The following is a 21,838-nucleotide window of genomic DNA, read 5'->3' on the forward strand; positions in this document are numbered from 1 at the left end:
AAAATATAATTGCTTTCGATGGCTAGCAGTTTTAATCTTGACCAACCGACCAGCAATTGTTTGAGTCAAACACATATTACGGAGGTTGGTTAGAGATGGATTTTCAAGACAAAGACCTTTCCTGTAAAGAATGCGGTTCCGCTTTTACGTTCACTGCATCAGAACAATCTTTTTACGCTGAGAAGGGTTTTCAGAACGATCCTTCCCGTTGCCCGGATTGTCGTGCAGCTAGAAAACGTCAAAATGGTGGTCGCATGGGTGGCGGCAATGTTCGTCCTCAACGGGAAATGTTCGATGCTACCTGCAGTGCCTGTGGCATTCAGACTCAGGTTCCTTTCCGGCCTACTGCCGGAAAACCTGTATATTGCCGCGATTGCTTTCAAGCTAACAGATAAATTACTTATTGCCTTTGACAGACCGGTTATGCCGGTCTGTTTTTATTTTTGTGTAATATATTTGTCTGTCCGGTAAAAACTAAGGTCAAATTAACCTGACGAGGATAATATGCCGATAATTAAACCGATGCTGGCAAAACCTGGTTTATTGCCTGACGAACAAGACAAATGCAGCTTTGAAATCAAATGGGACGGTATCAGGGCCCTCTTCTATCTGGAGCAAAACAACTACAAGCTGCTAAGCCGCAACCTTAAGGATATAACCGGCCAGTATCCCGAATTACACACATTGGCTAAAGAAGCAGGCAGCAGCTATACTGATCTCATTCTCGACGGCGAAATTGTGGCTTTTGATTCGTCTGGCCTCCCCTCTTTTTCCCGCCTGCAGCACCGCATGGGACTCACCCAGGCGCAAACGATCCGGGAAATGATGGCGAAGGTGCCGGCACATTATATGATCTTTGACATTTTGTTGCTTAATGGCCATTCGCTCCTGCATAAAACCTACAGCGAGCGGCGGGCTTTACTGGAAAGCCTGCGTCTAGACGGTGCTCACTGGCAGACCCCTGGCTATAAAACAGGGGACGGCCGTGAGATCCTGGCTGCCAGCCGCAAACTTGGTCTGGAAGGAATTATCGCCAAACGTCTTGACAGCAGCTATCAACCGGGCAAACGCAGCGGCGCCTGGCTCAAAATAAAAAACCAGCACCGCCAGGAATTGCTGATCTGCGGCTGGGTTCCCGGACAGGGAACGCGCGCCGGGACAATTGGGGCCTTACTTATTGGTTATTATGACGTCTTGCCGCAAATCGCCGCCGCCAGAGGTGTTCCCCAGCAGTTATTGTACGCCGGCAAGGCCGGCACGGGTTTTACCCTGGATTTCCTGGCAATACTAAGCCAGCGTCTGGAATTGATAAAAAGACAAACCAATCCGTTTGCCCAGGATCCGGCTGTCAAAAACGCTCACTTTGTCGAGCCGGTCTTAATCGGCGAGTTTGAATTTACAGAATGGACCCCGAATCACACCCTGCGCCATCCGTCTTTTAAAGGTTTGAGAGAAGATAAAGATCCTCGCCAGGTAATTCGCGAAGACTAATCACCGGAGGTGTGTCTATGCCCCGCCCGATGTGGAGTGGCTCAATCAGTTTTGGCCTTGTCAATATTCCTGTTAAGTTATACAGCGCCGTTAAAAAGAAATCCATTCACTTCAATCAACTGCGCAAATCTGATGGCTGCCGTATCCGCCTAAAAAAAATCTGCCCCTCCGACGGGGCGGAAGTTCCCGCTGAAAATATTGTTAAAGGCTATGAAATCGCCCCTGACCAGTATGTAGTGGTGACCAGCAATGAACTGGAAGCCATTCAGCCGAAAAATGCCCGGACGATAGCAATTGAGGATTTTGTCGACCTTGGTCAAATTGACCCCCTGTACTATGACAGCTGTTATTATCTTACGCCGGACAAGGGGGCGGGTAAAGCCTACACCCTGCTGCTGGCCGCTATGATAAAAACAGGTAAAGTGGCAATTGCCCGGGTCGTTATGCGCAACAAAGAATATCTTACTGCCATCCGGCCGGCAGGAAAAGCATTGGCCCTATCGACAATGCATTTTGCCGACGAGATCATTGCGGCCGGGCAATTAGAAGAACTGGCTATAGATGTGCCTGAACCTGATACAAGAGAGCTGGCCATGGCCGAACAACTCATAGAATCATTGGCTACCGGATTTCAACCAGATAAATACCATAACCAATATTATCAGCAAGTCCTGGAAATGCTGGAGAAAAAGGCCGAAGGCCAAACCGTAACCAGTCAGCCGGAGGTTAAGGAAGGCGGTAAAGTAATTGACCTGATGGCTGCGCTCGAGGCCAGCATCTCCGCAATTAAGAATAAAAATGACAGCGGCGGCAAAGGGGCCAAGCAAAATAAGGCCGCCAAGCCCATAGCGGCCCCCAGAAGGAAAAAAGCCAGTGCCCAGTAACAACAAGACCAAAACTATGATCGATATAGGCGGGCACAAATTAAAAATCAGTAATCTTGATAAGGTATTTTACCCGGCCACAGGCTTCACTAAGGGTCAGATGCTGGATTACTATATTCGTATCGCGCCCGTTCTGCTGCCTCATCTTAACAACCGCCCGCTGACAGTTAAGCGTTATCCCAATGGTGCGCAGGGTAAATTCTTTTATCAAAAAGAGTGTCCGGTCCATCACCCGGACTGGGTCAAGACAATTCCGGTATGGAGCGGCAGTAATAACCGCAACATAAACTTTTGTAATGCCGCCGACTTGCCGACCTTAGTATGGGCGGCCAACCTTGCGGCCCTTGAACTCCATACCTCACTGTCTGTGGCCCCGGCGGTTCACCAGCCTTCTTTTCTTGTTTTTGACCTTGACCCGGGCCCGCCGGCAACCATTGTGGACTGTGCCCAGGTGGGCCTGCTCCTGAAAGAGTATTTTGACAGGCACAAACTGCAAAGCTTTCCCAAGACTTCAGGCTCGAAAGGTCTTCAGCTTTACATTCCCCTTAATACGGCGGTAAGTTATGAGCACACGAAACATTTTGCCCGGGTACTTGCCGGCCGCTTCCAGGGAAAATACCCCGGCCTGATTGTTGCCAATATGAAAAAATCCCTGCGCAGCGGTAAAGTATTTATTGATTGGAGCCAAAATGATGAACACAAAACTACCGTTTGTGTCTATTCGCTCCGCGCCAAAGAACACCCCACCGTCTCAACCCCCATAACCTGGGAAGAAGTTGTCACCCTGGTCGATCAGAAAAAGCCTGAGTTATTATCCTTTGCTGCGGACCAGGTACTCCAACGGACGGCTAAATTAGGGGACTTATTCGCCCCGGTTCTACAAATTAAACAAAAGCTGCCGGCGATAGAATAAAGCAAACACGGCTGGCGCCGAGCCTTGGGCAAAAGCGTAAGCCGCTGTTGCCCTTAGCCGGGGCAAGTTATACTTGCCAGCAGATAGGAAAAGACTTGGCTTGTGCCAAGTCTTTTAGCTTTAATTACCCTCTGGGCCCGGCGGCGCTAATTTCAGGTGCGGTATCAGCAGTAAACCTGCTAAAATTTTCCGCAAACAAGCGGGCTAGTTTCCCGGCCTGGCGGTCATAGGCTTCCTTATCAGCCCAGGTAGCACGGGGCGTTAGAATTTCAACAGGCACACCGGGGCAACTGTTGGGAACATAGATATTAAATACTGGATCAAGCTGATAAGCCACGTCTTCCAGCCGGCCTTCAATAGCCGCAGTTACCATCGCTCTGGTAAAGGCTAGCTTCATACGCTGGCCAACACCATAGGGGCCTCCCGACCAGCCGGTATTAATTAAAAATACATTCGTTTGATGAGACTTTAGTTTTTCGCCCAGGAGTTCGGCATAGCGCAAAGCAGGCAAGGGCAAAAACGGGGCGCCAAAGCAAGCCGAAAATGTAGCCTGCGGTTCGGTGATGCCCCGTTCGGTACCGGCCAGCTTGCTGGTATAGCCTGACAAGAAATGATACATCGCCTGATCAGCATTCAACCGGGCAATCGGCGGTAAAACGCCAAAGGCGTCGGCTGTCAGGAACACAATTGTCCGCGGATGGCCGGCCACGCCGGGTATTACAGCATCCGGAATATAATCGACCGGATAAGCAACTCTTGTGTTTTCAGTGATGGAGTCATCAGCAAAATCCGGCCGGCCGGTTACCGGGTCAACCACTACATTCTCTAAGACAGACCCAAACCGGATAGCCTCCCAAATCTGTGGTTCAGTCTCATACGTAAGACCGATACACTTGGCGTAACAACCACCTTCGATATTAAAAATACCCTCATTACTCCAGCCATGCTCATCATCGCCAAGCAAACGGCGCTCCGGATCGGCTGACAAAGTGGTTTTGCCGGTACCGCTCAACCCGAAAAACAGGGCTGTATCCCCCTTGGCCCCCAGGTTGGCCGAGCAGTGCATAGACAAAATATTTTTTTCCGGCAGGATAAAATTTATAACCGAAAATATTGATTTTTTCATTTCCCCGGCATAATGAGTACCGCCGATTAACACTAACCGCTGTTCCAGATTAAGGATAATAAAAGCCTCGGAAGCAGTCCCGTCCAACTCAGGATCAGCCTTGAAACCGGGGAGGCAAATCACTTTGTAATCTGGCGTCAGCTCCGGTTGGACCAATTCCGGACGGATAAACAACTGCCGGACAAACAGATTCTGCCAGGCGAATTCATTCACGAACTGAACACTAATACGGTTGCCGGCATCGGCACCGGCAAAACCGGTAAAGACAAATAGTTCCCGGTTTTGCATATAAGCTAAGAGCCGGTGATATAACTGATTAAATTTATCAGGGGAAAACGCCTTATTATTTTTCCAGTCAATCTTGTCATGCACACCGGCTGAGTCAACAATAAATTTGTCATTAGGTGAACGGCCTGTATATTTACCGGTGGTAACCTGCAGCGCACCGCTGGCCGTTAATCGCCCTTCCCCGCGCCTTATCGCCGTTTCTACCAATTGGGCCGAATTTAAATTATTGCATATATTTCCGTTCACACTCCAACTCCCTTTCCTATATATCGCGGCTTTTTGGGCTAGCCTTATCTGATTATAACATATTATAACATAGGTATTTTGCAGGCAGCATGACTTTTTTATTCAATATCTGTATTTTTTTTGATATAGTATCTATTATTTATATCAATAGTATAAGTTAGTAAAACTGCCACATAACCTGAGCTTATGCGGCAATTCTTGCTTTACCTGAGCTGCAGCTGCGCTTTGACGATTGCAGGCATATCCTGTTTATCGCATACGACAGTATGACGCACCGGCTTACTCTCCAGCTCAGCAAGAGCGGGCGGCACCGGCCTGTTGATGATTTTGGCGAGCTCTTGCAAGGCGGCAAATTCGGTTTGACCGGCAAGACTGTCGCTGCCGGTCAAGGCAGCAAGCACGGTTTCGTTAAACTTAAATGGACTCGCTGTCGAAACAATGACAACCGGGGTCGTGTCACCTGATTGACGACGATAGTTTTCAGCAACCTGCCAGGCCACTGCTGTATGGGGGTCAAGCGGGTAGTCATGCTCTTTATGGACCTGACTGATGGTTGCAGCCGTTACCTCATCGCTTACCCAGGCGGCCGGAAACAGGGCGTGAATAGCGGCTAGGCAATCATCGGCAATTTTATATTGCCCGGTAGTATTCAGTTCTGTCATCCACTGCTTAACCTGGGCCGAATCACCGCCTGTTAAATGATATAACAACCGTTCCAGATTGCTGGAAATAAGAATATCCATAGAGGGCGAAAAGGTTTTATGGAACTGTCGGTTGCGATTATAAAGGCCTGTTGTCAGAAATTCTGTAAGCACATTATTACTATTAGAGGCGCATATTAGCTTGTTAATAGGCAAGCCCATCTGTTTGGCATAATACCCGGCCAGAATATTACCAAAATTACCGGTGGGAACCACAAAATTAACAGGTACACCCTGCCGGATGTGCTTAGCTTTTACCAAATCGGCATAAGCACTAAAATAATAGACAATTTGCGGCACCAGCCGGCCCCAGTTTATAGAATTGGCTGATGACAGCTTGCAACCATGCTCGGTAAGCGCAGCATTATAAGCAGCATCATTAAAGATCTGTTTAACACCGGTCTGGGCATCGTCAAAATTGCCTTTTACCGCTATTACCTGGAGATTATCGCCTTCCTGCGTAATCATCTGCAAGCGTTGAATCCGGCTGACGCCAGCCTCCGGATAAAATACAATGACCTGGGTCTGCTCCACATCTTTAAACCCTTCGAGCGCCGCTTTGCCGGTATCGCCTGAGGTCGCAACCAAAATAACAATCTTGGCCTGTTCACCGATTTTTTTGAGCGCACAAACCAGGAGTTGGGGCAGTAACTGCAGGGCCATATCCTTAAAAGCACTGGTTGGCCCGTGCCATAATTCCAGCGCAAAGGTCCCCTCCTTCACCTTAATAACCGGAGCGACAGCCGCAGCGTCAAACTTACCGCTGCCATACGCACCGGCCACACAGGCGGCGACTTCCGCATTGGTATAATCGGTCAGGAATAAATCCAATACGGCGGCTGCCCGCTGCTGATAAGTAAGCGGAACCAGCCTGTCCAAAAACAATCCCTCGATCGACGGTATCGCCGCCGGCACAAACAGGCCGCCGTCCGGCGCAATCCCCTGAGCAATAGCCTGGGCGGCCGTTAATTGTGCGGCTGCCCCGCGTGAACTAACATACATAATCAATATCCTCCCCGCTAACCAGATCTAGCCTTGCTTACTTGGTATGAGCAATATTCTTCTCGGTGACCGTGCCGCCATTATAACAAACAAACATGTCCCCGGCAAAATCAAGTATCGCCTGCAGCTCATCAGTGCCGGCGCTTTCATCTGCATAGACAACGGCCAGGAGATTCCGGGTTGCCAGCGTGACGGCTGTCCGGCGCGCATCCGAGGTTGGGTTGCCAAATACGCCGCTGCCGTCGGTTAGAAACGGTTTATTTTCAGTGGAAACCTCGTGGCCGGCTATATTAATATAACTGCCCTCACTGGCCCGCCGATAAACAATGTCACTGCTTATCTGGTCTAAATCATACAGGCCGAAAGGCAATAAATATTTAATGGAACAGTAATTATTGACATCCACCGCACTATTGACAAAATACAGATCTTTCTTTTGCAGCACCCGCCGCACCAGGGCTTCCGATGCCGGCCGGTAGCGTGACGGATCAAAATCAAGTTTTTTATACATATTGCGGACTGCCAGCACCCGGGGAAGCTTCGGTAGTATCTCCAGATTATAGGCCTTGGCCACTTCTGCCTGCAGCTGAGCAAACTCCTGGCTCAAGCCTGGCGGTGTCCCCCGGACAACAACGTTCTTGACAGTTAGATAACCTAACCGGCCATTGGGAACAGCATTGCTGATACTGTTATGAATAGTAATCTCCATAATAAAGAACTCCTCCCCCGGACATTTGAAAATTATAATCTTTATCAGTTACGGGCAATCTGACATAAGGAAGCATTTACAGCCTGGGCCAGTTCAGCGGGAGCAACGACCAGCTGGCAGCCCCGGATACCGGCACTGACGGCAATAACCGGCCACATACCGGCGCTCTCATCCAGGAATACAGGATACCGTTTCCTGGGTCCCAGCGGCGACACACCACCTCTGACATAGCCAGTCAGCGGCTGCACCTCTTTTAACGGCACCATCTCCACTTTTTTATTGCCGCTGGCGGCGGCCAAAGCCTTAAGGTCAAGTTCGGCAGCACCGGGAATACAGGCCATAATTATACCGGTCTTATCACCGCTGGCCACCAAGGTTTTAAAAACCTGCGCCGGCGGCATCCCGACCTTTTCAGCCACATTGTGGGCACTTAAATCGTCTTCATCCACTTTGTATTCTTTTAGTTCATAGGCAATCTTAAGACTATCCAGTATTCTGGCGGCATTCGTCTTCATAAACAACCTCCGATCTCCCCCAACCTATTTAAAGCCTGTAGGTAGCCGCCCGGGGCAAGCTGCCTGTCACGTATTTACAGTTATTAGTAAAGAAGCATTTTTCCGGTTTTTGCATTATTTCACAGTATATAATTGTTGCCTCAATTTGTCAATAAACAGTACGAGCGCGGATATCCGCGCTCGTACATTCCCTATTCTAATGACATATACTTTACTCTTACATCAGGTATTACATTGAGTTCCTGTTCAATCAGGTCAACCGGCACATCCTCGCCACACAGCTGCAGCAAGATTATACCACTGTTCGTACAGCCGCCGACAGCCGCGTCATGCAGACCCAGCCGCACCCGGATATGGCAGCCATATTTGGTAAGTACGTCCTGAACCTTGACAGCAGTCTCTACCCGGTTGGCCTGGATAATTGCCATTATTGTCGAACAATTGGACACGGTAACACCTCCAAAATATATTTATAGTATACTTAGCCACTAAATTATTAAATCCCTGCTATTTCCAAAGCAAATCAGTAAATTTTCCTGCCGGTCGCGGTGTCGGCAGTGGAGGATTTTCCCATAATAATGTGGAATTATAGCTCCAATGAGTCTGTTCATAAATATGCAAGTCGCGCCAGGGCTCCTCTGCGGACCCTGGGGGGGCAGAGCGACTAAGTTTATCCTCAGCCCTTGATACGCAACACTGACTGAGAGGTGCTTATGAGTGTAACCGCCGACGAAAAACGCAAAATTATTGAGCATCGGACTGAGTTTCTTGTGCCGGGAATGGAGTTAGCCCACGACATCTGTTCAGATGACGGCAAGGTACTGTTTGCCAAAAGCAGTATCCTCAGCCAGCATACTATTCAAAAACTGGGTAACTGGCAGATTCCCAAAGTTTTTATTTATAGTGAGGTATCCACAGCTAATCCGCTGGTAAATCCCAGGCTGCAGAAATTCCTTAATACCTATAACCAGTCTGTCCTGGTGGTCCAACAGGCCTTTGCTGATATCAGAGCCACACAGGAAATTCCGCTGGCGACCTTTACGGCCGCCGCTGCTGATATTACGGCCACGGTTACTGAGGCCGGCAATGTAATTGACCGTCTCTATAATCTGCCGCCCTGCGATGATTATACAATGTATCATAGTGTAAATGTCAGCGCCATCTCAGCCCTTATTGCCACCTGGCTCAAATATCCGCCGGAGCAGGTTAACGCCATCTCCCTGGCCGGCTTATTGCACGATGTCGGCAAATCCCGCTTAAAGCCAGAATTGCTGCATAAGCCTTTTAAACTGCCACCGGCAGCTTACGAGGAATACAAGCAACATGTCGCCTATGGCTATGAGCTTGTCAGCAAAGTCCCCGCTATATCCCAAAGCATCACTGCCGCCGTCTTTCAGCATCATGAGCGCCGGGACGGCAGTGGCTATCCCGGTGGAATTACGGATTATCATATTCATCCCTATGCAAAAATTATCGCCGTAGCCGATTTCTATGACGAATGCCTCACCCTTAACCGGGAAGACCCGCCGGCAAGATTAAGCCCTTACCTGAGTTTGCAAAAACTGCGTGATGACGTCTATAAACTTGATCCCAAAGTTTGCATCATCTTCATTGACAATATGTCAAACTTTCTGTCCGGCAACAGGGTAGCGCTCACTGACGGCCGCGAAGGCCGGGTGGTATTTATCAACAAGGACAAACCCTCCCTGTCCATGGTCCAGCTTGATGACGGATCAGTGCTTGATCTCTCGGAACAGCAGGACGTCAGTATTCATTATGTACTGCGTTAGTTAGTGAGCCGCCTAAAGGCGGCTTTTAGCATTCTCCCAGCATAAAAACAGGCCAGACGTCTAAAGCTGACAAAGTTACAAATAATACACATAGGAACAGGGTTGGGAAGGACAAGTGCCGCCAGGCAGCGAAAAGTACATTTTATGTTATTTGTACGATTGGAGGTGAAGATTTTTGCTCAGAATTGCTTTAGGCCAGATGGAGGTAATCCCCGGCAGGCCGGACTTAAATACCGCCAAAATGCTAACGATGATCAATGCGGCCTGCAATCACCAGGCAGATATCATTATCTTCCCGGAAATGGCCATCCCGGGTTATCTGCTGGGCGATACCTGGGAACAGCAGGCCTATTTACGGGATTGCGAGGCCTTTGGCCGCCAGATCATTGCCGCCGCCGGCAACATCTGCGTCATCTTTGGCAATGTGGCGGTGCAATGGGACAGGCACGGCGATGATGGACGGGTACGCAAACATAATGCTTGTTTTGTTGCCCATAATAGCCGGTTAATTGCCACCCGCATCAAAACCCTCCATCCTAATTACCGGGAATTTGATGATACCCGGCATTTTGTCAGCTTACGTAAATTAGCATTTGAAGAAAAACAGGATATTGAGACATTATTAACACCGGTAAAAATTTCACTCCAGGGCAGAGAGTATACCCTTGGCTGTATTATCTGCGAAGATGGCTGGAATGACGATTACAGTACGGACCCGATTGCCGCTTTACATGCCAACGGCCCGTTAGACTTACTTATTAATATTTCCAGCTCACCCTTTACACTGGGCAAAAACAATAAGCGCAACCGGGTATTTTCCCGCCAGGCCCGGGAAACCGGCACACCCCTGCTGTATGTTAATAATACAGGCTTGCAAAATAACGGCAAAACTGTCTATACCTTTGACGGCTTCAGCACCGTCTACAGCAGTTCCGGCCAAATTATCACCTATTGCCAGCCCTTCACGGAAACACTTGCTTATCTTGAGCTTGACGTTGACACAGGCGGCCGGCACCGCCCCCCGGTAGAGGTGCCTAATGACTTTACTATCAGCAGCCTGTACCAGGCTATCCATTATGGCGTTAAGCAATTCCTGCAGTCTGTTGGCATAACAAAGGTAGTTATCGGGGTATCCGGCGGCATCGACTCGGCCGTAGCTGCGGCCTTATACGCCAGTATCATAAGCCCTGACAACATTTTATTGGTAAATATGCCCAGTAAATTCAATTCACAAACAACCAGAGACCTGGCTGAGCAATTATCCCGTAATCTTGGTTGTCTGTACACCGTTATGCCGATCGGGCAAGCAGTGGAACATACGGCTGCGCAAATAACCGGCACCCCTGTAACCAATCTTGGCAGCGGCGAGCAAAGCCATTTGTCTGTTTCGCCTTTTGTGTTGGAAAATATCCAGGCCCGCGACCGGTCAGCGCGGCTGCTCGGAGGTATAGCCGCTGCTTTTGGCGGCGTCTTCACCTGCAATGCCAACAAGAGTGAGCTTACGGTGGGCTACTCTACTCTGTACGGCGATCAGGCCGGCTTCCTGGCCGCCCTGGCTGATTTATGGAAACATCAGGTTTATCAACTGGCAGATTATTTAAATACTCAGATTTTTAACCGGGAAGTGATCCCGCAGGCGGCAATTGAGCTGGTGCCAAGCGCCGAGCTGTCCTGGGAGCAATCGGTTGACGAAGGTAAGGGCGATCCCATCATCTATCCTTATCACGACTTTTTATTCCGGGCTTTTATGGAATTTTGGAACCGGGCCACCCCGGAAGATATTGTACTGTGGTATAGCCAGGGCCCCGCTGTGCTTGAACAGAAACTGGGCTGCGAACCGGGTTTAGTAAGCAGGCTCTTCCCGGGGCCGCGTGAGTTTATCGAAGATCTGGAACGTTGGTGGCGCCTCTATACCGGTATGGGTGTGGCCAAACGGATTCAAGCCCCGCCTGTCTTAGCCGTCAGCCGCCGGGCCTACGGCTTTGATCATCGCGAAGCCCAAAACAACGTGTATTTTACCCAGGAATATCAGCGTTTAAAAAATCAGTTATTACCTGTACCTTGATTGTTCTATTCCCTAAGCCACAACACAAGCTTTAAAAAGTCTTCTGTCAAATAATGCCGAAAACGCGGATGCGATTGCACCCGCGTTTTTCTTAATCCTGATAGAAAGTATAACCTTCCCTGGATAGGGCAACATCGGCTTCCGCCTTCGCTAAGGCTCGGCGCAAGCCGTGTCTTCTTTATAAGATCAGAAAGTATAAGTTGAGAGGCTGAAAGTACTTATAAAACAAGGGGAGCTAAGGTCAATGCCCGGCTTGGGCAAGGAGGCGGCGGTCCCGCAACCCCGGTAACCCCCCGGCCATTGCCGGAAAAAGCGTTCCGCAGGAGCAAAGCCGGGCGGTATTCCGTTAAGAAATCCGTACTGTTTGAGCGCAGCGAGTTGCGGATTTTAGGAATACCGCCCGGCTTTTCAGCTTTTGGAGGCTTCGGGCCTAGACTTTTTGTTACTTTTGGGTCGATGCCAAAAGTAAGCTCAAGCCCTTGTTTGCCAGCATTACCTGCCAGGCGCAAGCCCAAAGACCGCGCCGGCGATTTTTTATCCTGATAGAAAGTATAACCTTCCCTGGATAAGGGCAACATCGGCTTCCGCTTTCGCCAAAGGCTCGGCACAAGCCGTGTTTTCTTTATATCTTATCTTCTAAACAGCCGTAACAGCCACACGGTAACAAGCACCGCCCCCACTGCCAGCAGAATAAACAACAGCAACGGCAGGAAAAAGAATATCAATAGCGCAAAAATAGCTGCAACAATCAATTTTCCTGTCCAGCCGGAAGATTCGAAGGCAATATTAACGCCCTTAACCTTGTTCCTGTTCCCGGCGTCATAATCAGTATACCGGCTCCGGCCTTCGCTATAGGCTCTATCTTCGATAGTAATGCCAGCAAAATTATCACGTTCCTGACGGCTGAGCACTTTAACTGCCAGTTCGTGACCGCAATGCGGGCAGGAACCGGCTTCGGCTTCTATTTGTGCACTGCAATTAGGACATTCCATTTTCCACCCTCCTGACCTTACTGCAAATCATATAACAAAGCAACCATGCCCTCTTCACTTAAATAACGGAGATCATAACGTTCCAGTTTTAACACGTTAAACATCTTGGCCCGGTTTACGCTGATGCTGGATTTGCTTACAGCCATTTCCTCAGCCAGCGTCTCGGCCGGCACCTCGGCATCACCGGTATTAATCTGAGAATAGGCATAAATAACGGCAGAGGCCCAGGCAGCCGGCTTGCGTACATTTACAGTCCCCATACCGGCAAAATCTTGCCACAATTTTCGGGCCAGCACGGCATCATGGCAGGAATAACCAAATTTAGGCATAAACTGATCAATGAGTTCGGAGACCTCACTATTAGCAGCACTGGCTTTATCCGGGCTGACAGGCCGGGGAAATACCCGCTCCACCTGGGCATAGGAAGTAACATTAACCCTGGCCCAGGTAGCTAATAAATCAATCGTATGCCGAACCGCATTAGCATGACGCTCGACAAAATCATTCCAGGTCGCATCCGGCTGTTGAACCTGGAGCATAACCTTCTGCCGGATAAGCTCTTCTTTAATCCGCCGGCGTAAATTACTGCTTATCTCCACACTGGTAATAAAATTAATCATAACCAGTTCTCTTTCCTCTTGTTGCAGGAAAACATGACCATAAAACAATAACTTTTTTACAAGCTTATAGTCAAAGTTAGGGTTGGGAAGACGAAATTTCTCGTCTGTCAGCAGGTTGACACACTCAACCCAATCCTGGTTTAGCACACTTTCCACATAAAACACCGTGAATTTTGCCCCCATAAGCTCTTGCAGTATCTTGCGCTCTTCACTGGCCAGCCGGTCACTGCAATCAATATTAAACTGGACCAGCGGCGTTCTGTCATTGGCCAGCAAATGATAGTCAAAGAGAAAGTAATCCCAAAATCCCAGCCAGAACTCATCGTCAGTTTCATCGTCCGGCATTTGGTTTAAAGGGCCAAGGTACAGCATTAATGCGCGATCAAAGTCATCAACAAAGTTTTCCTGCTGAAAATAGGCACTAAACTTAATCATCAGGCGTTCTACCGCCTCGCCGACAATTCGCCCGATATCCCGGGGCATGGTCAACAACGATTTGGCTGATAGACCGGTTTCGTCATCAGACTGCTGCAACTCATTTTGTCCGGTATCAATTTCAATAAATTTGAGCCGTTTGCCGCCAGTCATATACTCCATTGCCTGTTTCAGCCCGGCTGTTTCCACAATGATTCTTTTGGTAGCCAAATAGCCGTAAAAATCCTGCAGCACCGCCAACAGATGGCGGACTTTCTTGATAGTGGGTTTAAAATCCTCTATTTGGACAATCATCCATTCGACAGCCAAACTATACTCAGAAGCCGACATCTCATCGACAACAGACTCACCCGAATAGGCCAAATACAGCACGAACATCTGCAGATTGCGCCAGGCATCCTTGAGTTCCTCGTCATTGGCTCCCTGCCAGGCTTTTTGCCGCAGAAAACCTTCGATCCATTCCCGCTTTATCGCTATATCCCATTCGGATTCTTCATCAAAAAAAACACGAACTTCCTCATAGACATTTTTCATGTTAGTCATGGTCACCCTTTTAGCTCCTTTAAACACGTTAACGCACCTATTATAACATGGTTCCCCCCTCAAAACCAATAGTATGCCAGGTTACCGGAATTGTTTCACAGATCAGGACCGCATAATAGATCGCCCCGCACCAGACCGGGGGGATCCGGGCAAACCTTAAAATTACCGGCCCGTACCGGCGCATTGCCGGTGGCTGCCCCGCCGGGGCCCAGAACAGCCAATAAACCATCCTGGTAATGCGGATTATTTTCTTGACTAAAATCCCCATTTATTATATAATGTAAAAGATTATTGACCATCTGGTTTAAAACCCCTATTTAGAAAAAGTAATTCTCCGGATTTCTCTTGTTCTAATAGTAATTGGTAATAGTCGAAGGTAATTGCGGCTGATTGCGTTTACAAACGTGATAGATTACCAATATTTTTAAAGGAGGAATCAGGTATGAACCTGAAACAGCGCATTTTGCAACTCATAAAACGCTTAACGTTTTTAGGCTATTGCAGCTTTGAGATTGAAAGCATCGTTAAAGAAGCGATTGGCAGCACATTTGTCAATAACTTAAATAAATCCCAAGAACTTGCGGTCGTTCAGCAGTTAGAGTTGTATGAGCAATTAGGACAAAACTATCTACAAACCTATAGTAAATAAGTGAATGAGCAAGGCTGACGCCAAGAGGTCAAAACAACCTGTTTGGCGCCAGCCTTTTTTCCCCCGCCCCCGGCCTTGGCCGGAAAAAGCGTTCCGCAGGAGAAATTTGTTATGCATCCATTGGCGGCAGCAAGGCCATAAACGCCTGGCGCACCTGGCTGCTGTCCCGCAGCCCCTGCCGGTAGGCAATTTCCGCCGCCTGGCCGGACTCCAGCGCCGCCCAAGCCTCGAAATCCATGACCAAACCGGTCATTTCCGGCTGCTGGTCCTTCAGGGCCCGGGCCAGGGCCAGCAGCCGGTCCAGGGCGGCACTGACTTCCGCGGCCGTTTTTCTGTAGCCGGCATCGTTGGTACCGGCCAGCCTGAGGATATGATCGACTCTGGTAAAAACATATTGGTCAAACGCTTCGTGTAACAGCCTTTGGAATTCAACCCGGCCCTCCCGGTCGGCTCCCGGCCGCCGGCGCCGCAAGCCCGGCCGGCAGAGTAGCCGCCGGCGGCCGCTTCTGGCCGCGCGGACAGCCGGAGTAAGGCGGGTGCTGTTGGTGTGAGACACATGTATACCCCCTATATTAAGGCTGGGGCAGGATGCTGCCAGGCAGCCCTGCCGCCAGCTTTTTACAGGGGAAATCAAAAAGCGCCTGCGAGGTTGTTAACCTACACATGCGCTTTGCTTCGACGGTTGCTAAAGCCTCAATACCCATAGCCGGACATACCCGGCCCGGTCAGCAAAAGCGGTCAACCCGGCAGCCCCGGGTGGCCCGTCTGCTGACTGTCTGGTTAGTGAGGCGAGGCTGAATGGTCTGCTGCGTCCAGTCGCACTCCCAGCCCGGCGCCGGCGGCAACAAAGTCTGTTATCCCGCGCGCCCTCCCGCTTGTGCGGTGGAGGATGCCCGGTGTATAATAGAAATGTCGTCGTGGACAGCTTGGCTGTTACGTGTAGGTGTTACGGCACCTTGCGCGGGCCTGAAAGTGCGCCTACACTTTCAGGTCACGTCGACTTTTTAATTTCCACCTATTTCTAATTATAGCCTGTTTTTGATAAATTGCAAGTAAGTTCAGCCGGCCGGCGGGATTTTTCCGGCCCGTCTGCGCCTCAGGCAATTTTCTTCTGAAATTTCAGGATACTGATCGCCAGGGCCGCCACAATATAGACGATTAAAGCAAAGACCTGGGACCATAAAAAATTAATGCCAATCCCTTTCAGCACAATCCCCCGCAGGATCTCCAGATAAAAAGTCAGCGGCAGCAAATGCCCCAGTTGATAAAAAAGCTGCGGCATTGCCTCCCGGGGAAACATAAAACCAGATAATAATACACTGGGGAGAAAAACGAAAAAAGACATCTGCATTGCCTGCATCTGGGTTTTGGCTATTGTGGAAATGAGAACCCCTAAGGAAAGGGAGGCAATGATAAACAGAGTGGTTAAGCCGTAAAGCAGGCCAATACTGCCCCGCAGCGGCACATCAAAGACAAGGACCCCGACAGCCAGCGCCAGTGTCGCCTGAACATAGCCGACAAAGATATAGGGAATAATTTTGCCCAGCATCAGTTCATGGGATTTCATCGGGGTAACAATGAGCTGTTCCAGCGTGCCCCGCTCCCGTTCCCGGACAATGGCCATCGAGGTGATCATAACCATTGTCATGGTGAGTACAATCCCTAAAATTCCGGGGACCATATAAAAAGGAGCGATAAAGTCCGGATTATACCAGGGCCGGATGCGAATATCAATCGGCAGCTCGACCTGCCGGCCCTGCAGGCCCTGCAGCCGTTGCGCCAGGATTTCCTGGGACCGGATCTGACCGATCAACTGGGCCGAGGTGATGGCCGAAGATGCGGTCATGGAGTCGGAGGCATCAACAATAACCTGGACGGCCGCACTGCGGCCATGTTTAATACTTTCTGTATAATCCGGCGGGATAATAATCCCCACTTTGGTTTTGCCGCTGGCGACGGCTTCTGTCACCTCCTGGTAATTGGTGGCGACATATTTAATATTAAAATATTCACTGGCCTGAAAAGCCGACAGCAAATCCCGCCCCTCCTGCTGCAGCGACTGGTCAAACACGATGGTTGAGAGATGCTTGACATCGGTGTTGATGGCAAAGCCAAACAACAGGAGCTGGATGATCGGCAGCCCCACCATCATCCCGAAAGTCAGACGGTCACGGCGCATCTGGATAAACTCTTTAACCAGCAAGGCCCTTAGACGAATCACACCACCATCTCCTTACGCTTCGTTTTGACATAATACACAAAAACATCTTCAAGCGACGGTTTTATTATTTGATAGGCAAACTCCTGATAGTCTGCCAGCCGGTCGGCCCGAATAAGAACATGGACATTGGTCCCATAGGGGTAAATGTCCATAACCTCCAGCTGGCGCGCCGTCAGGGCATTAAACAGCCCCATTGGGTCCGGGGCGGGAATTGCCAGCAGCAGCCCGGGCAGGTTTTTTTTCAGATTAGCCGGTGTATCGTCGGCAATCAGTGTCCCTTCATAAATGAAACCGATTGCATCACAGTGCTCCGCCTCATCCATAAAATGAGTCGTCACCATCACCGTGGTTCCCTGCTGGGACAGTTGGTAGATAATATCCCAGAAGAGGCGGCGGGACATCGGGTCAACCCCGCCGGTGGGTTCGTCCAGAAACAGCAGCGGCGGGCTGTGGAGAATGGAACACCCCAGCGCCAGCCGCTGCTTCCACCCGCCGGACAGGGTAGCCGTGAGGTCATTTTGGCGCGCCGCCAAGCCGGCCATAGCCAGCATGGCTTGGATCCGTTCCTGCCGCCGGGAGCCTGTCAGGCTATACAGGCCGGCATAAAACTCAAGGTTTTGCCGCACGGTAAGATCCTCATATAAACTGAATTTCTGGGACATATAACCGATCTTAGCCTTGATGACTTCGCCCTGACTCGCCAGGTCCAGCCCCAGCAGGCGGCCTTTGCCCCGCGAAGGGGAAAGGATGCCGCACAGCATCCGGATTGTGGTCGATTTGCCTGAACCATTGGGGCCGAGGAAGCCGTAGATACCGCCTTGAGGAATTCGCAGACTCACCTGATTAACAGCAATAAAATCACCGAATACCCGGGTAAGATTTTCTGTTTCTATGGCGTACATGGGCCCTCTCCCTCCCCGGCAAAATATACAAAAATATCTTCTAGTGTCGGTGCGATCACCTGCAGCGAATACTCCCTAATCCCGGCGGTGTGCAGGGCTGCTTCAATCCGGGGAACCACCGCCGGGCTGTGCTCGGTAACCAGATGGTAGCGATCACCAAAAGAGTTTACAGCAAGTACCGGACACCTGGCCAGTACAGCCTTAACGGCCTTGCTCTCAACCGTTAACTCCAGCAAGCGGAAAGGATAGCCGGCTTTCAGGTTAGGCGGCGTATCACAGGCAACAATCCGGCCCTGATTCATAAAGGCCACAGACGTACACAGCTCCGCTTCATCCATATAGGGAGTGGAAACAAATATTGTCGTGCCTTCCTGATTCAGACGATATAGCATTTGCCAGAATTCCCGCCGGGAAACAGGATCAACACCGGTAGTCGGTTCATCCAGAAAGAATATCTGCGGCCGGTGCATCAGCCCGGCGGCCAGGGCCAGCTTCTGTTTCATCCCCCCGGACAGGTTATCGGCCAGACGGTCTTTAAACGGCAGCAGGTTGGTAAAGGCCAGGATTTCCGTGCCCAGCTGCTCTACCCGCTGTTTACCGGCCCCGTATAATGCGCCAATGACCCGAATGTTTTCCATAACGGTGAGATCACCGTACAGACTGAATTTCTGGGGTACGTAGCCGATCTGATCTTTTACGGCTTCCGGATTGTCACTGCCCAGCAGGGTTATCTGACCGGAGGAGGGAGCCATAATACCGGTAATCATCCGGATTGTGGTCGTCTTGCCGGCCCCATCCGGGCCTACCAGGCCAAAGATGCTGCCGGCTTTAATCGCCAGGCTAAGATTGTCCACTGCCGTCAGCCGGCCAAACTGCCGGGTCACATTTGTTAAACAAATCATTGCAGCACCACATCGGCCGGCATCCCCGGTTTTAGAATACCTTCCGTATTATCAATCTTTACTTTAACCGCAAACACCAGATTGGCCCGTTCGCTTTGGGTAATGCTCTGGCGCGGGGTAAATTCCGCATTTTGGCTGATTTCCCTGATTTCACCGCTGAATATGCGCCGGGGGAAAGAGTCGACCTTAACCTGAGCCCCCTGGCCAACGGCAATCAGCCCCAGCTGGGTTGACGGCACATATACCTTAAGCCAGCAGTCACTCATATCGCCCACGGTAAGAACCGCCGCCCCGGGATTGACATACTCGCCGTTCTCATAGTTTTTCGAAAGAACCAGGCCGTTAATCGGACTCAGCACCGCCGTGTCTTCTACCAGCATCTTGCTGGCCGCCAAAACGGCCCGGCTGCGTTCTACCTCCAGCCGCTGAGCCTCAATGGTTTCCGGGCGGCTGCCCTCGACCCCCAGAGCATAGCGCTGCCTGGCTGCCACCATTGCATTATAAGCCACATCGGCATTGGCACCGGCTGTGTCCAGTTGCTGGGCGGAGACAGCCCCGGCCTGGTATAGACTTTGGTAGCGTGCATAGTCTTGTCTGGCTTGCTCATATACCGAGCGGGCCGAAGCCAGCGCCGCCTCCAGCTCTTGCAATTCCTGACTGCGCGGACCGGCCTCCAGGTCCCGGAGCTGAGCCACCGCTTTGGCTAACGCCGCTTCATCCCGCAGCACCTGGGCGGCTAAGTCGGTTCTGGTTACCTGGGCAATTTTTTGTCCGGCCTGTACCGTGTCGCCAACCTGGCTGTCCAAACCGGTCAAATAACCATTGACCTTGGGCATAATATCGGCTCTGGTGACCTCGATCGTGCCGGTAGCCGTAATACCGGTTTCGGCCGGCCTGAGATATTGGTAAGCGGCCCCGCCGGCGGCGATGGCGATAATGATAATAAAGACGCCTGCCAGCAGCTTTTTATTGACCATCATGATTTTTCACCCCGTTCAAAAAAATCTCTATGGCATTAACGGCATACTGGGCATCCTGGTCAGAATCGTTTTCGACAAAATGACGGTTTATCGGCCTGGTAATAAAATAGAAATTCATGATTCCGGCCAAAGCCAGCGTTGCCGTCTTAACATCCAGATCGCTGCGGAACTCACCGGCAGCAATCCCTTCACGCAGCGTTTCAGTAATAAACAGATAGATGCGTTCAATATGTTTGTGAATAACAGGTTTAAAGAAGCGGGAGGGATTTAATAATTCGCCCATAAGGAACTTGGTTAAAAAGGGCATCTTTTGGTGGACAATGACGACATTATGGGCATAACCCATGATTTTTTCCGTAGCCGAGGCTCTGATCCCCTTTACCCTGTCCAGCAGTTCATGGATCGGCGCAAACTGGTTTTCCAGAATTGCCGCATACAGGCCCTCCTTACTGCCGAAATGATAGGAAATTAAGGCGCTGTTGGTGCCGGCCTCTTTAGCCAGCTGCCTAATCGACACACCGGCCAGCCCTTTTGCGGCAAACAGTCTTTCTCCAGCGGCAATCAGTTTTTCTTTGGCATCTTTTTCCACAAATTTATTCCTCCGGTATTTAATCAATCGATTGATTAAATTGTAGGCCACCCCGGTTCATTTGTCAAGAAAATTCAAGCAAGGACTGTAGGCCACCCTCCCTAAACACCGGGCCAGCACGAAAATTCAGCCTCTACCGAGGTCATGCCTCTTTCAGAAAAATCTGCTGCCGAATACAACAGGGACCTTGTGCCCTTAACCCATACCTTTTTTAAGACAAAACCACCGTCCCCATGTCTTTGTTTTTTAAACCGGCCAGTGGCCGGTTTAGCTGCTAAGCTGTTTTAGGCCCGGCGGATGAGCTGGGCTGCCAATTGCGTCAGATCAATGTTGTTAACCGCCTGAATATGTTCCTTCCACTCGGCATTAATGGCGGCTGCGCCGCCAAAGGCGCCGCATAAGGCACCGACAATGGCGCCGTTGGTGTCGGCATCGTCGCCAATATTAATAATAGTGAGCAGGGATTCTGCAAACTGCCCCTGGCCGGCATAAAAAACCCCCAGGCTGAGTGGGATTGATTCATAGCTTTTCATGCCGGCACCAAGCAGCCGGTATAACAGGTTGCCAACCGCGGTCAGACTTTTACCGGCATGACGGTCCACCGTTTCTATCGCCAGCCTGATTCGCGCCTCTACGGACGGAGCCGGAATATCATACCCCTGCTCCTCGCCGAACCGGGCCCCATACAAAGCCGCCTCCATAACCTCAGTAATATTTCTATCGCCGGCCATGGCGCAGGCGACTGCCGCTGCGACCGCACAGGTTGAGCTAACGCCGGGTTTACTGCCATGAGACACAAGGGCCGACTCACAAGCCGCCCGGACTGCCTGCTGAATGTCGCCCTGATAATAAATACCGATAGGGGCAACCCGCATAGCCCCGCCGTTCGTATCACCGATTTTAGCCGCTTCCAGATAGTCGGCGCCTGTGGTAATCGCGGTCAGAAATCTTCTGGTACTGGGCCCAATCACGGTCGAAGCCAGCATGTTATTGTTGACTGCCCATTCTTTCATTTTCGCGACAAACAGCGCCCGGCTGAAACCGGCATGCTCAATTAAAACTGAGGCAATAATCAGGCTTTCTTCCGTGTCATCGGTTATAGCCCCCTCTGATAACATGCCATGGGCGACCTGGGCTGCCGACGGCTTATTAAAGCCGCTGATCCGCCCATAAGACTTTTCAATCTGCTGCGGCGTCATAAACGAGGCCGGCATGCCCATTGCATCCCCAATAGCTGCGCCAATTAAACATCCATAAGCACGATCTAACATTATC

Annotated in this window: 23 protein-coding genes; 8 read left to right on the forward strand and 15 right to left on the reverse strand. The window is 50.4% G+C overall.

Going from position 1 to position 21,838, the window contains the following annotated elements; translation table 11 throughout:
* Window positions 1-95: 95 nt before the first annotated feature.
* The 4 genes from SPTER_RS12345 to ligD (SPTER_RS12360) all read left to right on the forward strand — a co-directional run bounded on the left by SPTER_RS12345 (window position 96) and on the right by ligD (SPTER_RS12360) (window position 3,288).
* The gene (locus SPTER_RS12345; RefSeq protein ID WP_144350668.1) at window positions 96-395 is read left to right on the forward strand and encodes a zinc-ribbon domain containing protein; all 300 of its coding nucleotides are present in this window, start codon (window positions 96-98) and stop codon (window positions 393-395) included.
* A 109-nt stretch (window positions 396-504) separates the two neighbouring features.
* Window positions 505-1,491: a non-homologous end-joining DNA ligase gene (gene ligD / locus SPTER_RS12350; RefSeq protein ID WP_144350669.1), complete on the forward strand. Its 987-nt coding sequence runs from the start codon at window positions 505-507 to the stop codon at window positions 1,489-1,491.
* Between the two features lie 17 nt (window positions 1,492-1,508).
* The gene (ku, locus tag SPTER_RS12355) at window positions 1,509-2,375 is read left to right on the forward strand and encodes a non-homologous end joining protein Ku (RefSeq protein WP_144350670.1); all 867 of its coding nucleotides are present in this window, start codon (window positions 1,509-1,511) and stop codon (window positions 2,373-2,375) included.
* Entirely contained in the window at window positions 2,365-3,288 is a 924-nt protein-coding gene (gene ligD, locus SPTER_RS12360) for a non-homologous end-joining DNA ligase (RefSeq protein ID WP_246105283.1), read from the forward strand. Before ku ends, ligD (SPTER_RS12360) begins: the two co-directional genes overlap by 11 nt.
* Window positions 3,289-3,412: 124 nt before the next feature.
* Here the strand turns inward: ligD (SPTER_RS12360) and pckA are convergent, their stop codons facing one another.
* The 5 genes from pckA to SPTER_RS12385 form a co-directional block, all read right to left on the reverse strand.
* Entirely contained in the window at window positions 3,413-4,948 is a 1,536-nt protein-coding gene (gene pckA, locus SPTER_RS12365) for a phosphoenolpyruvate carboxykinase (ATP) (RefSeq protein WP_246105284.1), read from the reverse strand.
* Window positions 4,949-5,151: 203 nt separating this feature from the next.
* A complete protein-coding gene (thrC, locus tag SPTER_RS12370; RefSeq protein WP_144350672.1) occupies window positions 5,152-6,651 on the reverse strand; it encodes a threonine synthase in 1,500 nt (499 codons plus the stop codon).
* A 37-nt stretch (window positions 6,652-6,688) separates the two neighbouring features.
* On the reverse strand, window positions 6,689-7,360 hold the full coding sequence (locus SPTER_RS12375) for a B3/B4 domain-containing protein (RefSeq protein ID WP_144350673.1): 672 nt from the start codon (window positions 7,358-7,360) through the stop codon (window positions 6,689-6,691).
* A 44-nt stretch (window positions 7,361-7,404) separates the two neighbouring features.
* A complete protein-coding gene (gene ybaK, locus SPTER_RS12380; RefSeq protein WP_144350674.1) occupies window positions 7,405-7,875 on the reverse strand; it encodes a Cys-tRNA(Pro) deacylase in 471 nt (156 codons plus the stop codon).
* Window positions 7,876-8,066: 191 nt separating this feature from the next.
* Window positions 8,067-8,324, reverse strand: a complete 258-nt coding sequence (locus tag SPTER_RS12385) for a CPF_0552 family protein (protein ID WP_246105285.1) — start codon at window positions 8,322-8,324, stop codon at window positions 8,067-8,069.
* 264 nt (window positions 8,325-8,588) lie between these two features.
* On the opposite strand from SPTER_RS12385, the gene SPTER_RS12390 reads away from it, so the two are divergent.
* Window positions 8,589-9,665, forward strand: a complete 1,077-nt coding sequence (locus tag SPTER_RS12390; RefSeq protein WP_144350676.1) for an HD-GYP domain-containing protein — start codon at window positions 8,589-8,591, stop codon at window positions 9,663-9,665.
* A gap of 175 nt (window positions 9,666-9,840) precedes the next feature.
* Window positions 9,841-11,730, forward strand: a complete 1,890-nt coding sequence (gene nadE / locus SPTER_RS12395) for an NAD(+) synthase (RefSeq protein WP_144350677.1) — start codon at window positions 9,841-9,843, stop codon at window positions 11,728-11,730.
* 629 nt (window positions 11,731-12,359) lie between these two features.
* Here nadE and SPTER_RS12400 read toward each other — a convergent pair.
* Genes SPTER_RS12400 through SPTER_RS12410 form a run of 3 tightly spaced genes read right to left on the reverse strand, consistent with a single transcriptional unit; the run spans window position 12,360 to window position 14,588 of the window.
* Window positions 12,360-12,722: a TFIIB-type zinc ribbon-containing protein gene (locus tag SPTER_RS12400; protein WP_144350678.1), complete on the reverse strand. Its 363-nt coding sequence runs from the start codon at window positions 12,720-12,722 to the stop codon at window positions 12,360-12,362.
* Window positions 12,723-12,739: 17 nt separating this feature from the next.
* A complete protein-coding gene (locus SPTER_RS12405; protein ID WP_144350679.1) occupies window positions 12,740-14,326 on the reverse strand; it encodes a hypothetical protein in 1,587 nt (528 codons plus the stop codon).
* 34 nt (window positions 14,327-14,360) lie between these two features.
* Window positions 14,361-14,588: a hypothetical protein gene (locus SPTER_RS12410; RefSeq protein ID WP_170233244.1), complete on the reverse strand. Its 228-nt coding sequence runs from the start codon at window positions 14,586-14,588 to the stop codon at window positions 14,361-14,363.
* 174 nt (window positions 14,589-14,762) lie between these two features.
* Here SPTER_RS12410 and SPTER_RS12415 point away from each other — a divergent pair, with 174 nt between their 5' ends.
* On the forward strand, window positions 14,763-14,969 hold the full coding sequence (locus SPTER_RS12415) for a hypothetical protein (RefSeq protein ID WP_246105286.1): 207 nt from the start codon (window positions 14,763-14,765) through the stop codon (window positions 14,967-14,969).
* A gap of 109 nt (window positions 14,970-15,078) precedes the next feature.
* Here SPTER_RS12415 and SPTER_RS12420 read toward each other — a convergent pair whose 3' ends face one another.
* Window positions 15,079-15,525 carry a hypothetical protein gene (locus SPTER_RS12420; RefSeq protein ID WP_144350681.1) on the reverse strand — a complete coding sequence of 149 codons (447 nt, stop codon included), beginning with the start codon at window positions 15,523-15,525 and terminating at the stop codon, window positions 15,079-15,081.
* 32 nt (window positions 15,526-15,557) lie between these two features.
* Between SPTER_RS12420 and SPTER_RS24735 the strand changes: the two genes are divergently transcribed.
* Window positions 15,558-15,767: a hypothetical protein gene (locus tag SPTER_RS24735; RefSeq protein ID WP_170233245.1), complete on the forward strand. Its 210-nt coding sequence runs from the start codon at window positions 15,558-15,560 to the stop codon at window positions 15,765-15,767.
* A 298-nt stretch (window positions 15,768-16,065) separates the two neighbouring features.
* Here the strand turns inward: SPTER_RS24735 and SPTER_RS12430 are convergent, their stop codons facing one another.
* The 6 genes from SPTER_RS12430 to SPTER_RS12455 form a co-directional block, all read right to left on the reverse strand.
* The gene (locus SPTER_RS12430) at window positions 16,066-17,190 is read right to left on the reverse strand and encodes an ABC transporter permease (protein WP_144350682.1); all 1,125 of its coding nucleotides are present in this window, start codon (window positions 17,188-17,190) and stop codon (window positions 16,066-16,068) included.
* On the reverse strand, window positions 17,187-18,092 hold the full coding sequence (locus tag SPTER_RS12435) for an ABC transporter ATP-binding protein (RefSeq protein ID WP_144350683.1): 906 nt from the start codon (window positions 18,090-18,092) through the stop codon (window positions 17,187-17,189). Before SPTER_RS12435 ends, SPTER_RS12430 begins: the two co-directional genes overlap by 4 nt.
* Window positions 18,080-18,994, reverse strand: coding sequence for an ABC transporter ATP-binding protein (locus tag SPTER_RS12440; protein ID WP_144350684.1), 915 nt, complete (start codon window positions 18,992-18,994; stop codon window positions 18,080-18,082). Before SPTER_RS12440 ends, SPTER_RS12435 begins: the two co-directional genes overlap by 13 nt.
* A complete protein-coding gene (locus SPTER_RS12445) occupies window positions 18,991-19,974 on the reverse strand; it encodes an HlyD family secretion protein (protein WP_246105287.1) in 984 nt (327 codons plus the stop codon). Before SPTER_RS12445 ends, SPTER_RS12440 begins: the two co-directional genes overlap by 4 nt.
* Window positions 19,961-20,563, reverse strand: a complete 603-nt coding sequence (locus tag SPTER_RS12450; protein ID WP_170233246.1) for a TetR/AcrR family transcriptional regulator — start codon at window positions 20,561-20,563, stop codon at window positions 19,961-19,963. Before SPTER_RS12450 ends, SPTER_RS12445 begins: the two co-directional genes overlap by 14 nt.
* A 284-nt stretch (window positions 20,564-20,847) precedes the next feature.
* Complete coding sequence (locus SPTER_RS12455; RefSeq protein ID WP_144350686.1) at window positions 20,848-21,834, reverse strand: ADP-ribosylglycohydrolase family protein; 987 nt, start codon at window positions 21,832-21,834, stop codon at window positions 20,848-20,850.
* Window positions 21,835-21,838: the final 4 nt, after the last annotated feature.

This window comes from Sporomusa termitida (genome assembly GCF_007641255.1).
Taxonomy (GTDB): Bacteria; Bacillota; Negativicutes; order Sporomusales; family Sporomusaceae; genus Sporomusa; species Sporomusa termitida.